Source organism: Streptomyces sp. NPDC043876, from assembly GCF_056435825.1.
On sequence record NZ_JBWKDV010000006.1, the window covers coordinates 176,788 to 192,570 of the forward strand.

Sequence of the window (15,783 nt, forward strand, 5' to 3'; positions counted from 1 at the left end):
GCGTGCCACCGTGCTCATGAGGCAGCCAGGCGCATGAGCGGCTCGAGGAACGGGCTCGGACGATCGTGCCAGAAGATGGCGAGGCTGTCCCGGGACCGGGTGGCTGCGACGAAGAGCAGAGAACGGGCCCGCTGGAGCTCACGTCGGTAGCGGACCGCATCGGTGCTCTGAAGACGGGTGACCGCCTCCCGGGGTACGAGTCCGTCCCGAACCCCCGAGATGACCATGCGCTGGTACTCGAGTCCCTTGAAGCGGAACATCGTGCCGATGTGGACGCCTTCGTCTCCGCGGGGGCCCTCGGGGCCGATCTCGACAGCCTTGATCCCCTTGTGGGCGAGGGTGTAAGCCAGCTCGCTCGCCATGGCGTTGGTCGGAACACAGATGGCGATCTGGCCGGGCGGAGTCGGCAGGGCGATCCAGTCGGTGAGGAGCGAGGCGATCGATTCCTGCTCGGATTCCCAGTCCTCGCACCCGTGCAGTTCGGGCATGCCTCCGGTGAGGACGGACCGGTATCCCGCCAGGTCCTCGGTGCTGCCGTCCAGGTCGTCGTAGCTCTCGCCGCTGAGCACGCCGAGGGCGGACCCGAGGATCTGGCGTGTCGTCCGGTAGCTCAGAGTCAGTTTGGCCGAGCGTCCGCGGATGTGGACGCCCAGGCTTCCGAGTGTGACCTGGTTGCCGTAGATGCGCTGGTGCGTGTCACCCACGAGGAAGATGTCGTTGCTGGTACGCGGCGCCATGGCTCGCAGCAGCTTCCAGTGGGCCGCCCGCAAGTCCTGTGCCTCGTCGATCACGATGTGCTGGAAGCGGTGGCGCAGCCAGCCGGCGGAGCCGGCCTGGAGATGAATGTTGTCGAGGCCGCCCGCCTCCTCCCGCTGACGCTCGATGGTGTGGATCCGCCGCTCGCGGTCCATTTCGAGCCGGGCCGCACGCTCGGCGACCTGCTCCCAGGTCTGCCGTCCGAGGCGGTCGAGCCGCTGGGTGAACCGCTCCGCGAGCTGCCAGATCTCGGCGCGCTCGGCCCGCCCGATGTTCTTGCCCCTCCCGGCTCGCCGTGCGCGGAAGTACTCGGTGCGGGAGGCGACGGCCTGTCCGAGGATGACCTGCGTCCACTCGTCGTGCAGGAACTGGGCGTCCCACCCGGTCTCACCCAGTTCGTCGAGCATGGCACGCCACTCGCGGAGCGCCTGACTCTCGTCGAGGGTCTGCTTGGAGCTGCCGGGCTCGGCTTCACGCACGACGCGCAGTGCGAGCTGGTCGACGTGGCTGACCTCCACGCGCGCCAACAGCTCCTCGCCGCCCAGCTGCAGGAGGCGGGACTTCAGGTCGGCGGCAAGGTTCTTGTTGTAAGTGGTCAGGAGCACGGGCTTGTTGCGGCCCGGAGGCAGCCGGTCGACCAAGTGCTTGACCCGGTGGAGGGCCACGATGGTCTTTCCGGTGCCCGGGCCGCCCCCGACTCGCGCGGGACCCGAGTACTCGCGGTCGACCAGCTTGGACTGGGTCGGGTGAAGGAAGACCTTCCAGCGGCCGAAGTCACCACCCTCCAGAGCTTCGCGCAGTGCCTCGTCCGTGGTGGTGACCATCGTGGCCGGCCGCTCGGCAGCAGCCCGGAAGTCATCGGGGTCGATGTCCGGGGTGGAGACGGGTGCAGTGATCTGTTCGAGCACCGCGTCGTACGACGCGCCGTCGTGGAGCGCGAGGAGCACTTCCGCCGTGAGTTGAGGCGCGTACTCGGCCAGGCCGAGGAGCTGATCCTCGGTGGTAAGTGTGCGGACGACCGGAACGAGTGGTGCTGCCACACCGAGGTCGATGAGCTGTTGGTCCGAGAACGCGGCGAACAACAGGAGGGGGGCGGGGTCGGGTGCGGGGGCCGGGGAGGCTGCGGCCGCAGGAGTGGCCGCCCGGCGCAGGACGCTCTCCTCGACGATCTCGAGGTCGACGTACTCGATGCCGCCGGTGATCCGGTTGATGCCGTACGAGAGCCGGTCGAGCTTCTCGTACGCCTCCTTGCGGTGCTTGACCGAGACGATGAGCCAGTCGGTGTCTGCCAGGCGCAGCAGCAGGACCCTGTACTCGTCGTTGATACGGGCCGACCAAAGCCGGTCGTGGCCCTCCAGCTGCTTCAGGCGCAGTCCCCGGAGCTGAGGGTTCTCCTTGAACTTGTGCTGGAAGTCGTAGATCGCCCCCTTGACCGCGCGGGGCAGCCGCAGGATCTCCTTGTCCGCCTTGTCGAGCAGACGCAGGGTCACGCCCGTGGTCGTCATCGCTTCTGGTCTCCGTCGTTCGTGTTCGTGTCTTCACCCTCGGCCGAGGCGAGGAGCTGGGCGATGTCCTGGGCGCTACAGCCGGAAGCGGTACGGACCCACCAGCCTGCCGAGGCGAACGCCTTGTCCCGGTCCTCGGCGTCGTGGTCCCGTTCTCCGTCGACCGGACGGTGGGCCGTCACGATGGCGATCCGGGCGGTCGGCCAGGCAAGTTCGGCCATCCATCCGTGCTCGTCCAACTCGTAGCCGGCAGCTGGAGGTGCCGCGTCGAGCGCGGCGAGGCCCTGGCAGAGGGTGAGCAGCCCGGGTTCCTCCGGGTCGAGGAACTCCATTACCTGTTCCCAGGCCGCGTCGTGGGGCGCACCTGAGGGGTGGGCCGGACCGGAGGCCGTCGGACCGGCAGGAGGACTGGCGGGCTGCGGGGCGGCGTCGTCCGACTCCGGCGCAGGCCTCTCGATACCCTGGGAGGTGAGCCAGCCCGGTCCGCCCGCTACTGCGAGCCCGTCAGCGGTGAAGCCGCCCAGTTGACCGGTCGTCAACTGGACGCTGTCACCACCGCCGTGGTCCAGGAACTGCATGACGTTGCTCCAGTAGAGCCAGGCTTGCCAGCGCTTCTTGTGGCGAGCCTCGTCCGACAGGACCCGGTCACTGTCGTCGAGCACGGTCAGCGCGCTCCACACCGGAGGCCTGTGCCGACCGTCTGCCACGGCCGCCACCGTGCAGCCGGAGGCGTCGACGGCCGAGAACAGCTGAACGGGTCCCTTCGGACCCTGGGGGGCAGCGCCCCTCAGGACGGGGACGAGCTGTGGGCCGACTGCGTGCGGCTGCAGCGCGGCGATGCGGGTTCCGGTGGTCAGCAGCCCCGCGACGGCGGCCTCGGCGCGGTGTTGCCACAGGGCCGCGTCCGGTGCGCGCAGATGAGCGAGCAGGATGTCTGCCGGATTCACCCACACGGTCGCGGAGAGCTCGCCCGGGAGGCCCCGGTGCACGCTCGCGTAGTAGTCGCGCGCTCGCTTCTGGCCCTGCTCCCCGTACGGCACCCAGACCGGCTGCTCGGGCCCCGTGCTCGCATAGCCGGTGTCCCGGACCCGGGTCCGCCAGTCCTTGACGTCGTAGTACGTGAGCTGGAAGACCCGCACTCCGTCGGCGCGCAGCCGGGTGCGCTTGAGGGCGTCGTCGGCGAGCCTGTCCTTGTGCTTGGGCCCGGCATGGAACTCGTATCCGTCCAGGTAGAGCGCGATCCGCGGACCGGGTGCGTCCGTGCGCTCGAAGAGGACGTCCGGGCGGGTGCCGTCGAGTACGCGTTGCTGGGAGACCCGCCAGCTGACGGTGGCCCCGTCGGCGTCGGTCAGCCGCAGGTCCATGGAGTACGTCCCGGCCGTGGTCGTGTACGCATCCGCGCTGGCCCTGGCCGAGGGCTGCTGGGCCCAGTCACCCAAGGTCTCCAGGAACATGACCTCCAGATCGCTCTCGGCCTGCTGCTCCAGCGGGATCTGGTGGGTGGCCCGAACCGGTGAGGTGGCCCAGCCGCTGCCGTCGCCCCCCAGTAGTTCGTCGAGCATCTGGCGGACTTCGTTGCGGCTGACCTTGTCGTAGTCGGAGGCCGGGACTCGGCGGAGGAGGCAGCGGTGGCAGCCGTCGAGGCCCTTCTCGATGCAGGGGCAGCTCTCGATCACCTCGCGGGCCTTGAGCAGTACTTCGCGAAAGCCCTCGGAGGTTGCGAGGCGGTGCAGGTAGCCGGTGCCGCCCGGCAGCCAGTCGTAGGCGACGAGGAAACGGCGCGGCCATTCGGGGTCGGTGCCGTCGGGCATGGACGCCGCCGTGATGTCGATGTGGTCCGGGTCGCCGCCGTAGCGGGCGGCAATGCCGACGAACAGGGCGGCGGTGAAGGAGGCGAGGCGTTCCTTGACGCGGGCGACCGAGGCGGGAAGCAGGATCCTGACGGCCTCGGTGGTCAATTCGTGGGCCAGGAGCAGGGGTACGTCCTCGCCCTTGCCCTGGCCCTCCGGAGTGTTCGTACGGACCTTGCGGCGCGGGCACCAGAGCTGGTGGTGCGCACTGGCCCTGGTCGCGGCGGCGAGGGATTCGGTCAGGGCATCCTGGTGGTGGTCCACGACGGGGCGGCCCTCGGAGGTGGCACCACCGCAACTCGTGCACACGTAGAAGGGGTTGATCCTCACATCCGCCCCCGCGACGGGCACGGTGCTGCTGCCGTCCTGCCGGTCGATGCCCAGGTTCAGCGTGCGCACCAGCGCCTGACGGGTGAAGTCGACACCGAAGACCGCCGTGTCGTGGCGCCAGGAACCCGGGGCCAGGTGCACTGGGTCGATGTCCACCGTCGTGAGCACGGCGTACCGCCTGCTGTCACGCTCGTCCTTGTCGTCGCGGACGCGGGCGTCGTCCCGCTTGTCCCGCGACATGACCCGCTTCGGCTGGAGCACGCGCTGGACACAGCCGGCGTCGGCGATCTCCCGCCCGCCGCAGCGCGGGCAGGGGGAGGCGTCGGCCTCCGCGTTCTCGGTACGGGCGTAGCCGCACGCCGGGCACAGGCGCCACACCGACCAGGCACGGCGCTCGGGGCTGCCGATCTCCAGCGCTCGGACGACGTGCTTGTAGCCGTTGACGTAGAAGCTGTTTCCGGGAGCCAGCTCGGAAAGAGCGGACCGACGGGAACGCTCATAGTCCCGTACCTCGCTGCGGTAGGTCTTCTTCGCCCCTTCGGTCTCCGGCTGCTCGGTCCAGTAGAGCGTGGCCTCCAGCTGGGTGGTGGTGTCGGACAGGGTGTAGTTGGGCAGGAGCCCCAGCTCGACGAGTGCTCCGTGCGCACTGGTCTGGTTGAGGTCGCGCAGCAGGTTGCCCGTCGCGTAGCGCTCGGCACGCAGCTCGCGCCACTCGCGTTCCTGTTCGGGATCGCTGCGGACGAGCTGGTCCATCGCCGTGTCGATGGCCCGGATCCGGCGCCGGAGCTCCTCCCCGCGCCCGGTCCATTCCTCCTCGGCCTCTTGGAGAGCCCGTACGATCCCGCCGCACGCGTATTTCCGCAGTTCCGCGGCGGCCTGGTCGGAGATCCCGGTGTCCGCCTGGCCGGGCAGTGACGGAAAGAGCTCCAGGAACGCCTCGACGAGAACGGCGCCATGGGCAAGGGCCGCGTCCGCGAGCTCCTGGCACCAGGCGGTGCTGCCGAACAGTGCGGACACCAGGCGCGGCGCCGGCTGGAGCTGCTCGCCGTCGCTCGTGGAGAGCCGGCCCCGGGCCGCGAGGTCCAGCAGATGGGCCGTGTACTGGCGGCGCAGGATCTCCACGGCGGACAGGTAGCAGCCGGGTGGCACGATGTCCCCGGCGATCATCTCCCGGGGCTCGTCCAGGTAGTACAGATCGCGGGCCCGGCGGCCGCCGAAAGCCACTACCAGGGCGTTGCCCGTCTTGCGGCCCGCCCGGCCCGCGCGCTGCACGTAGTTGGCCGGACCCTTCGGAAGCGACCCCAGCAGAACCGCGGACAGGTCCCCGATGTCGATGCCGAGTTCCAGTGTGGGGGTGCACGACAGCACGTTCGGGTCGGTGTAGTGGGTACCGTCGCGGAAGGTCCGCTCCACCCGTTCGCGCTGGGCCCGGGTCAGCATGCCGGTGTGCTCGGCCGTGACCACCCGGAAGGTGCCGCCCGTCCGGTAGAGGTGGCGGTAGTAGTCGTCGCGGTAGTCCCGCGGGCGGGGGCCTCCGAAGCTCGTGGAACCGGACGAGGACACGGTGGCCGTGCCCGGCTGGGGCGCGGTGATCTGGCCGCGGCAGCGGTACCGGGGGCAGGGGTGCCCATACCAGCGGGTCCGCCGGGAGGGATGCACCACCTGCTGCCAGCCGCAGGCCTCGCAGGCCACGAACGCCTTGTTGACGATGTCGTCCTCGAGGAGCCGCACCTCGACGTGGCCGGGCTGCAGGCCGTAGACCTTCGTGGTCCGGTCCTGCGCGGTACGCACGGCAAGGAGTCCCTCGTCGACCAGCGCGGGCAGGATCCGGCGGAGGTACTCGCCGGCGCCGGCGGCGTCGAGCCCGAGGCAGCGGCGCGCCCAGTCCTGGTACCAGCCGGCGCGAGCTGTCATCGAGTCGAAGTCGGACTTGCCCTTCTCGCCGTCCAGTACGAAGCGTGGCGCGGCCACACCGTCCGGGAAGGCGGGCATGCCGTCGGGCCGACCGCCCCAGATCTTGAACCGGGTCACCCCGGCGTCCTTCATCCAGGGCTCCAGCCACCTGTGCCGGATCCCGCCGCGCAGCCGCACTCGCTCCAGCAGCCCGCGTACGAAGGCCAGGTAGCGCTCGGCCGTCGGCAGGCCGGTGCCGAGGAGCTGGCCGGGCAGGGTCATGTGTATGTCGCGCGCGAGCATCGTGATCCGGTGCTGGTCCTCGATGACGACCTCGGCAGCCGCCGTCCGGGTCAGCTCCAGGGTGCGGCCCTGCCGGGAACGGAGACCGAACTCCATCACCGTGGCGAAAGCGAGCCGCTCACCGATCAGTTTCCAGGTCTGCAGGTCGCCCGTACCCCTCCCGGAGAGCAGCCGGTCCACGCCGGGCTCGTCGTACAGGTCCGGCGGGACGACGGCGGCAAGGGCCTGGGGGCCCTCGACGGAGTCGAGCACGTTACCGATCAGGTCGTTGAGCGCCAAGGGGCGGCCCGACTCGTCCAGATTGCGCGCGAGGAGCGATCGCAGGGAGAAGGTGAACGACCGGTTCGCCACGTATCCCGCCCGGTGGGCGGCATCCTGGGTCGAGTCGTTGAACAGGAGCGTTTTGCGCTCGTCCGCTTCCAGCGCGACTTCCTGACCGGTGAACAACTGCGTCACCGTCGCGGCCGCGAGGGCTGCGAGCCGGGTGCCCAGGAAGCGCATCGAGTTGTCGGTGTCGCAGGCGGGGCAGCGCTGATCGACGGATGCCTTGTCGGCGGTCTTCTTGTCCGTGATCGCGAAGACGAAGCAGGCGTCCTGGAGGTTCCCGCCGTCCTGGGCGACTGGCAGTCGGTAGGTGCCCTGGGCGCCGTCCAGGATCAGTGCCGGAAGCTGCCCGCCTCCCGCTGCCGGCCGGGACCGCCCGACCGCCGCCAGCGCGTCCTGCTGTTCCGAAGGCGTGGCGGCGATGAAGTAGCGGACCCGCCGCTTCTCCCGGCCCACGCTCGCGCGCCAGATCTTGTCGTGGGCCATCACGAGCTGCTGCGGATCGGCTTCGGGGGAGATGGCTGCCCAGCCGGAGCGCCCGCAGGTGCGGCAGTACACGGCCGGCAAGCGCACGCTCGCCTGCCGGACCGTGGTGTCGGAGCCGATCACGGACTGGGCCCGGTGCGAGCGGGTCACCGGACCGATCCGACCGGCCTCGGATTCCTCGCCGCCCTCCGGTGGGACCGCGGGCAGGGCTGAACGCCGATTGCGATCGTCCTCGTACCAGTGGAACTCGGGCTTGCCGGGGCCGACTCCGCGCAGGATCCGTCCCACCGGTCGCACCCAGAGATGGGTCTCCACGTGGAGCAGCGGCCGCGGGCGGCGCTCGTCCGATTCCGGATCGCGGGCGGCGGACAGCAGGGCCACGAAGCGCGCGAGGGCGGCGAGCGCGAGGCGCGGGTTCTCCCGGGCCGTACGCCCCCAGGCGTAGCCGAACCGGCCGAGGCGGTCCCGCAACTCCCATTCGCTGAGCGGATCCCCGTCCAGGAGGGAGAGCACCCCTTGGGTGAAGTCGTGCTGCTTGAGCAGTCGCCCGATCTCGAACGCCGACAGGCCCTCCTGTCCCAGCATCCGTGCCGCGAGGGCATTGAGATCCAGCTTGTCGGGGCGTGAGACCACGTCCGGTCCGCCCGAGCAGGCGATGACCTCCTCGGGCGAAGGAGGCTCGGGCAGCCCGTAGTTCACCGAGCCGGTGAACTGCTCCGGAGTCATCCGTTCCTCGCCCACCAGGGCGTCCGAGGGGAACGGCATCCCGAAGACCTGCGCCGCCACGTCCAGAATGCCGCCGGGGCCTGCTCCCGGTCCGGCTTCGCCGAGCGTCGCCGATGTCGCCACCGGGCAGATCGAGCCGAGCGGGCGTCCGGGCTCGCTCTGGCCGGTGGTCATGGCCAGACGGCGCAGCAGCATGGCGACGTCCGTGCCCTGTGCCCCGTCGTACGTGTGGAACTCGTCCAGCACCACGTACTGGATCCGGGAGTCCTGCCACAGGGCCCGGTCCTCGCTCCGCTGGAGCAGCAGGTCGAGCATCTTGTAGTTCGTGATGAGCAGGTCGGGCGGTGACTGCCGCATCTCCTCGCGCCGCGTCATCACCCGACGGAAATCGGTGTCCGGCCGGTCGCCGATGTAGAGCCCCGCCGTCACCTGGGCGAGCTCGGGCTGCGCCAGGTAGTCGCCGATACGGCTCGCCTGGTCGGAGGCGAGCGCATTCATCGGGTACAGCAGCACGGCCTTGACCCCGCGACGGCCGAGGGCCTTCTCGCGGCGGCAGTGGTCGAGTGCGGGGATGAGGAAGGACTCGGTCTTTCCCGAACCCGTGCCGGTCGTGACCAGGGTCGGCCGGGCCGGGCCGTGCAGCGTGCTCAGGCGCTCGTACGCCTTCGCCTGGTGCCGGTAGGGAGTGAATCCGGGGTTCCACCCCAGGTGCTTTTCCCACCCGTCCTTCGCCTTGTGGAAGGGCGTCCTGATCCGTAGATAGGGGCCGCGGAACATTCCGGTCTCCGGATGCTCCAGGAACCGCTCCAGCGCCCTTCGGGTGTCCTCGTCGGTGAGCGCGTACGTCGTCGTGAGGTACTGGGTGAGACTGCCCCGCAACTGTGCGGCGGCCAGCGTGGGCCTCACGGCGTTCTCCTTCGATTCACAACAAGTCGGCGAGCTGCGCCAACGGTATATGCCGCCTCGGACACGCGGGTCGGTAGTCCGGGTGGCGGAAACCGGGGCATGGCCGAATAGGAACGGCTCCGAGTCTCGAACCTTTCGTTTCCCCCTGTGAAGGGTGCCGCTTTCACACAATGCGTGGTGTGGGCACCCCTTCAAGATCTACCATTCGCGAGCCGAAAGGGGGAGCTTTGGGCTGGCGCGAGGAGATCACCACAGCGGTCGACGAGTGGATCGCGGTGGAAGGGGGAGCGGGTCAGCGCCCGAGATGGCGCAGGATCGGCAGGGCGACCCGTGCGGGCGATCCGGGAAGCTACGCCGTCGACCTGCGTGGCACCGAGCTCAATCCGGACCAGTTGGAAGGCCTCCGACTTGCCGGGCCGGAGGAGTCCGCGGTGGAAGCCGGATTCGCCGTCACCGGGATCGTCCAGAGCGCTTCGTCGCTGACCGTCAGAATCGCCGAGTTCGCGGATCCTGCCGACCCCTTCCTGTGGGTCTTGCAACAGCCCCCGACCTTCCTCCTGGAGGCCCTCCGGAACGGCCTCGCGGGACTGGGCGACTCCCCGCTCGGCAGCCTCCTCGCCTCCGGCAACCCTGCTGGTGAACCCGCCCGGACCGAGGCACCGGCCGGCCTGTTCCCCGAGCAGGCTGAGGCGTACCGGGCATGCCTGGGGACGGGCGTCCGGCTGGTATGGGGGCCTCCCGGGACGGGGAAGACCATGGTCCTCACCCTGGCCATCGGTGATCTGATCGCCGCGGGCAAGCGGGTCCTGCTGGTCTCCGCGACCAACATCGCCGTGGACAACGCCCTGAAGGGCGTCCTCAGGGGTCGCCTCCACCATCCCGGCGACGTCGTCCGGGTGGGACCGCCCCAGCTCAAGGAGATTGCCGACAACCCGGAGGTGTCCCTGCCCCTCATGGTCAGGGGCCGGCTGGCCGCCGTAGAGGCCCGGCGTGCCGCCACCTCGGCGGAGCTGCTGACCATCCGCAGACGGGCGGAGGACCTCGCGGAGCTGGACGCGGGCCTCGTACGGTTCGACGCGGCGGCCTACGCGAAGGCCAGGGCCCTGGTGGCGGAGCCATTCGGCGATGCCGCCTCCCGTGATGTACGAGTGACGGAACTGGATCAGGCCGTGCGGGAGGCCGCGCAGTCGCTGGCCGCGGCCGACCGTGCTGTGGCCCGGGCCGTGAAGGACCGCGACGATGCCGCGGACTCCCGTCACCTCTGGGAGCAGGTCGACGCACTCCTCGACGAAGCCGACCGGGTGGAAGAGGCTGCCACGGCAGCCGAGTCCGCCGCTCTTCAGACCGAGGAGCGGTTGCGCGAAACCCAGCGCGTCCTACGCGAAATCGAGAGCCGGGGCGGGTTCGCCAAACTGCGCTCACGCAGCGAACTGACCAATGCCAAAGCTGCGCAAGACGATGCGGGCCTCCACGCCGAAGATGCGTACGAGCATGCCCGCAAGGCGCGTGACATCGCCGACCGGCGCCGCGCGCAGATCGCCGCGCAGACGGGGGGGATGACCCGCACGATCCCCTTCTCCAGTACGGAGATCGACCGACGTGACGGTGCTGTGCGCGAAGCCGCAGCCGATCACCGGACCCTCACCCGGTCCGCGGCGGAACTGCGGGAGGCCCTTGCCGCGGCCGAGAATGCAGCCCGCCGCGCACATTCGGCCGAGACGCTCATCGCCACCGCCGAGCAGCAGGGCCGGCCGACCCGGCACGGGAAGGCCGAGGCTCTGCGCCCCGCCGTCGCCGCCGAAGCGGCTCGCAAGGGCGTGCTGGAGCAGCAGTACAAGGACAGCCAGGAGGAGTACGAGCGACTCGCCCGTGACGCCCAGGGCGAGATCATCAAGAACGCCCGCCTCGTCGCGACGACCCTGGCCCGCTTCCGTACCAACCGCCATGTCTTCTCCGGCCACTACGACGTGGTCCTCATCGACGAGGTCGGTGCCGCCTCCCTGCCGGAGGTCCTGCTCGCCGTCGCCCGCGCCCAGCAGGCGGCCGTGCTCCTCGGGGACTTCATGCAGCTGGGCCCCGTCGTCCCTCGTGCACTGAAGGAGAAGAAGCGCCCCGACATCCAGCGTTGGCTCGTACCGGACGTGTTCCAGCACTGCGGCATCACCGACCCGGCGGCGGCACGGATGCACCCCGCCTGCACGACCCTGGTGACCCAGAACCGGTTCGGCCGTGCGGTGATGGGCCTGGTGAACGGCCTGGCCTACGGCGGTGTGCTGCAGGCAGGTCCTGTCGTACGCGATTCCAGGAGCCCCGAGGACCCCGAGATCGTGCTGATCGACACCGATGGCCTCCACGAACTCGCCCACGTCCACCTCACCGGTCCCAGCAGGGGCTGGTGGCCGGCGGGACCGCTCCTCTCCCGGGCCCTGATCGATCTGCACGGCGCGGACGGCGAGACCACCGGCGTGGTCACCCCGTACGGAGACCAGGCCGAGGCCACGCTCGAGGCACTGCGCGACATCGAGCACGACGGCAGTCCGAGCGCCGAGGTGGGCACCGCGCACCGGTTCCAGGGGCGCGAGTTCCCGATCGTCGTCTTCGACACGGTCGAGGGCGAACACGGTCGGCCGCTGTGGATGGCGAAAGCATCGCGCGCGCCGGAGGCGAGCGACTGGATGCGAGACGGGATCAGGCTGTTCAACGTGGCCGTGACCCGCGTACAGACCCGTGTGTACGTCATCGCGAGCGGCACGCGCATCCAGGAGGTCGCACGGAAGGCGCCGGACTCCCCGTTCGGGCAGCTGCACGCCCTGATCCGCACTCCGGGAGTACGGGTCCTCCCCGCCAAGTCGCTGATCACACCGCCCGAGGTGGACGTGACCCGCGGAGAGTTCGGCGACCGCCTGGCCGAGGTCCTCTCGCGGCACGTGGAAGTCAGCGATGTCGACGACGAGACGACCTTCTACGCGTCCTTCGTCGCCGCCATCAGGAGTGCGAAGACATCCCTGTGGCTGTGGACCCCGTGGGTGGCCAGGCGCGTCCGGATGATCCTCCCCGAGCTGCGCGCGGCCGTCGACCGGGGAGTACGGGTCACCGTGTTCGTACGCGACCCCGGCGATCAGCTCCAGAAGAAGCCCGCCAACGCGTCTCTCGTCGAAGACCTGCGCGCAATCGTCCACACGGTGGTCCCGATGCACGTCATGCATCAGAAGATCGTGGTCGTGGACGAGAAGACGGTGATGCTCGGAAGCCTCAACGCCCTGTCCCAGAGCTGGACCCGCGAGGTCATGGTGACGATGCGCGGAGCATACTTCGCCCGCAAGATCCTCACCCACGAGCACGCCGAGATCTTCGCCCGTCCGCCGAAGTGCCCCAGGTGCGGGCAGGACGACATCGAGATCAGGCGCGGGGCGAAGGAGAACTGGTACTGGCGCTGCTACAACGCGCAGTGTCCGACGGGCGGCGGCAACAAGGCCTGGAAGAAGGACATCGACCTGTGGCGCCGCCCGTGGACGAAGTAGGGGCTGACATCTTCGGAGTGTGGTGACCGGAGTGTCGGGAGAGGGGCAACCGATGTCGGGGAAGCGTTACGACCAACGGGTACTGGTGCTGGTCGAGGTGCGGGGCGGACAACGCGACTGGGAGGAGGCGGAACGTGCCTTCGAGGAGCAGGGCTGGCCGGTCGTCACCTCGTTCGCGAGAGGTGAAGGAGCAACTCAGGGGGTGCTGAGGGCCGACGCCTCAGCACGCATGTACTCCGTCGAAGTTCGCTTCTTCGGAGCCCGCAGCCGGCGTACCGGGCGGGCGGCCGCCTGGCACGTAGAGCGGCTGGCACGGCGGAAAACGCTGGAGATGTACGCCCGGCGCCCTGAGCCGGTGGACCGGGACCGGGAGCAGCTGACCGTCTGGTGGGCGCACACCGTTGCCCACCGGCCGCGGCGCGTACCCGATCCGAGGCCGCTGACGCCCATGGCAAGGCTGCGCCGCACGGCCGCGGTGGCACGGGCACGCTTCACGGAGAGGCGTGGGTACCACGACACCGGCACCGTGGTCACGGGCACGGCGTCGGAAGCCCGCCGGCTCTCGCGCATGGACCTGGCCGGCGGTTCCGCCCCGGGGCCCGCCACCGATGTGCGGGCGGTCTCTGGCCGGGAGCGAAGCCATATCGTGCCGCGCCGCGAGGAGGACTTCCACCGCAGGGCGAGCCGCTTCGCGGGCTGGCTGTTCGTGATGACCTTCTGCGCGGTGGTCGCCCGGCAAGCCAGCGGTGTGCGGACGTGGGTATGGGCCGGGATGGCGGTTCTGTGCTTCCTCATGGGAGCCAGGCTGGCGCGCGGCATGTTCGCGTCCGGAGGCCGTGCAGGCAGCCTCTTCCTGTGCGGTGCGGTGGCCGTCTTCTTCCTTGCCGTCGCCTTCGGCGCGGACATGGGCGACAGCCGGGGCTGGACCCCGGTCCAGATGCTGTCGGTCTCCGCGGTCCTGGCGACAGTCGGAGGTGTCTGGCTCCTGGTCCGGCAGTGGACGTGGGGGGAATGGCTAGCCTGGGCGGTGCCTCTGGCTTTCGCGGCTGCCGCGTCCCTCGTGGTGTCTTCCGGGTCGGTGCTGCACGCGATGTACGCGGACAGCCTCGACCTGACGCCCGCAGACCTCGACGTACCGCCGATCTGGCAGGCCGCATCGGCGGTGAAGCTCTTGAGCCTGCTGAGCTTCGTCCTGCTCGTGCCGGCCCTGTGGGGCATCGCGAAGCACGTGCACGCGTCGTTCGTCAGCCCCGTCGACCGACTCCGCGTCCCGCTGTACGTCATCATCCAGGCGACCGTGGTGACGATGTGCGTGGCCGGAGTACTGGACTCGGTGGGCGATGCGGTGAAGGACTTCCGCGCGGCGGCGGTCCGGAAGGCCGATCTGCCCTCCTACTTTGGGCTGGAGCCTGAGTGGACGTGCATCGAGCCGACCGTCCCTGCGGCGAAGCTCAGCAGCCAGGGCGGCGTCCTGCGTCCGGAGCGCCCGTACGTCTCCTTCGGGGAGGCTGGCGGAACGGTCTCGCTGTGGGACGAGCCCGCGGGCAAGGCGTTGCAGATGCCGGCCGAGCAGGTACGCCTCGTGCCGGTGGCCGACGGGACGGTCCGGTGCACCTTCTCGTACGAGAGCCTGCCGAAGGGCGGCTGATCCCGAGCACAGTGCATGCGGCCTTCATCGGTGCGAAGGACCGGGCAGAGCTAGCCGCGGAGGTCCGCGAGAGCGGTTCCGTCCTCGGTCTCCCAGACGATCCACCCGTTGACCGGGTAACCGGCAATACCGGCGGCGGCGGCCGACGGCGTGCCGTGGTGGGATCCGTCGTGGTCGAGCTCCAGTCGGCCGTTGGCAAGAACGGTCGCCTTGTGGGCATCACCGTGATTACGACGCTTCCACATGAGGGCCTGACCGACGACGAGCTTGCCGTCCCTGATGAGTGGTTCGAGGGCCCCCCGCTTGGGGACGCGTACAACGCGCCGTTTGGCCTCGGGTGCGCTACTGACCTCGCCGCCGCCGCCACCGTCGCCGCTGGTGTCCGGCAGGCCGAGCAGTCGCCGCAGAACGGAGTTCGGCGAGTCCACGAACGGCTCGGCCCGCTCCTGGAGCTGGGCGTACACCTCTTCGTCGACCTGGATCTGCCTGTCCACGGCGTGGCCCTTCTTTCCTTCATTCTCTCTGAAGAGAGTCTACCTTGACTCTTCGGGAGAGGAAAAAGTGAAAGTGAAAGGCGGTGCTACACGGCGAGGCCGTATCGGAGGGTCGAGATGGGCTTCCCGTTCGCCGTCTTCCACGCCTCCCAGCCGTTCTCTTGGCGCCCGACGACGTGACTGGCCGCGCCGGAGGGTGTGTTGTGGCGCGTTCCGTCGGTGAGGGCCAGGGTGCCATCGTCGAGGAGGAAGGCGCTGTGCGTCTCGCCGGACTGCGGGCGTGCCCAGTGGAGCACTGTACCCGGGTGCAGGATTCCGCGCGCGATGAGGGTGGGGAGGGTGACGGTGGACGGAGGCAGGTACACGATTCTCTCCCCGGTTCGGTTTCTCTTCTGGAGTGAAAGATACGATAAGAGTGAAACCGCGGTCAAGGGGCTCAGGTGTCCACCTCACTCCAGACGGTCTTGCCGGGGGCGGGGTGGCGGGGTGTGATGCCCCAACGGGTGGCGAGAGCCGCTACGAGGACCAGGCCCCGGCCGGCTTCGGAGTCCGGGGCGGGTGTGGTGAGGGCGGGGGTCCGCTCGGTGCGGGTGTCGGCAACCTCGATGCGGATGGTGGTGGCTTCGGCTTCGGCGTTGACGGTGAGGCGGAGGTGGAAGTCCCGACCGGGGACGTGCCCGTGGCGAACGGCGTTCGCGGTGAGCTCGGCGGCGATGAGGGTGACGGTGTCGTTGATTGCCGTGCCGTACGGGTGGCCCCACTCGTGGAGGCGGTGCGAGACGAGACGGCGGGCGAGCCGTGCGCCGCGTGGGGTGGAAGTGAACCGTATGTCGAACTCATGGGCGGCAGTGTGGAACTCGGCTGCGGATTGGGTGGGGGGAGTTGTGGGCTTCATGAGGCCAACGGTGGCGTTGCGTGAGTAACGTTGACCAGGAGTGACGCACTGACGGGCGCGGGCTGTACGCGTCGGTGCGGAGGGTGTCGGCGGTACGGGGCGTGACCGGCGGGACGACCGGGACGTTGGGCGCGGGAGGCGCGGAT

Annotated in this window: 7 protein-coding genes; 2 read left to right on the forward strand and 5 right to left on the reverse strand. The window is 69.8% G+C overall.

All coding sequences use genetic code 11. The annotated features are described in order from the left end of the window. Positions 1-14: 14 nt before the first annotated feature. Both AC0693_RS20410 and AC0693_RS20415 read right to left on the reverse strand, forming a co-directional pair. Complete coding sequence (locus AC0693_RS20410) at positions 15-2,261, reverse strand: UvrD-helicase domain-containing protein (RefSeq protein WP_469336747.1); 2,247 nt, start codon at positions 2,259-2,261, stop codon at positions 15-17. Further along, positions 2,258-9,079 carry a DEAD/DEAH box helicase gene (locus AC0693_RS20415; RefSeq protein ID WP_478802464.1) on the reverse strand — a complete coding sequence of 2,274 codons (6,822 nt, stop codon included), beginning with the start codon at positions 9,077-9,079 and terminating at the stop codon, positions 2,258-2,260. Before AC0693_RS20415 ends, AC0693_RS20410 begins: the two co-directional genes overlap by 4 nt. Positions 9,080-9,306: 227 nt before the next feature. On the opposite strand from AC0693_RS20415, the gene AC0693_RS20420 reads away from it, so the two are divergent. Both AC0693_RS20420 and AC0693_RS20425 read left to right on the forward strand, forming a co-directional pair. After that, the gene (locus AC0693_RS20420) at positions 9,307-12,600 is read left to right on the forward strand and encodes an AAA domain-containing protein (protein ID WP_478802465.1); all 3,294 of its coding nucleotides are present in this window, start codon (positions 9,307-9,309) and stop codon (positions 12,598-12,600) included. Positions 12,601-12,652: 52 nt separating this feature from the next. Then, a complete protein-coding gene (locus tag AC0693_RS20425; RefSeq protein WP_478802466.1) occupies positions 12,653-14,248 on the forward strand; it encodes an NnrS multi-domain protein in 1,596 nt (531 codons plus the stop codon). Positions 14,249-14,298: 50 nt separating this feature from the next. Here AC0693_RS20425 and AC0693_RS20430 read toward each other — a convergent pair whose 3' ends face one another. The 3 genes from AC0693_RS20430 to AC0693_RS20440 form a co-directional block, all read right to left on the reverse strand. Then, positions 14,299-14,742, reverse strand: coding sequence for a restriction system modified-DNA reader domain-containing protein (locus AC0693_RS20430; RefSeq protein ID WP_478802467.1), 444 nt, complete (start codon positions 14,740-14,742; stop codon positions 14,299-14,301). 86 nt (positions 14,743-14,828) lie between these two features. Beyond that, positions 14,829-15,107 (reverse strand): DUF4357 domain-containing protein, encoded by a 279-nt coding sequence (locus AC0693_RS20435; protein ID WP_469336759.1) that lies wholly within the window; start codon positions 15,105-15,107, stop codon positions 14,829-14,831. A gap of 71 nt (positions 15,108-15,178) precedes the next feature. Further along, positions 15,179-15,637, reverse strand: coding sequence for an ATP-binding protein (locus tag AC0693_RS20440; RefSeq protein ID WP_478802468.1), 459 nt, complete (start codon positions 15,635-15,637; stop codon positions 15,179-15,181). Between the last annotated feature and the right edge of the window lie 146 nt (positions 15,638-15,783).

What these genes read in the sequence shown, in the direction of transcription:
- AC0693_RS20410 (WP_469336747.1), bottom strand. Translation starts at nt 2,261, where the DNA reads ATGACGACCACGGGCGTGACCCTGCGTCTGCTCGACAAGGCGGACAAG.
- AC0693_RS20425 (WP_478802466.1), top strand. Translation starts at nt 12,653, where the DNA reads ATGTCGGGGAAGCGTTACGACCAACGGGTACTGGTGCTGGTCGAGGTG.
- AC0693_RS20440 (WP_478802468.1), bottom strand. Translation starts at nt 15,637, where the DNA reads ATGAAGCCCACAACTCCCCCCACCCAATCCGCAGCCGAGTTCCACACT.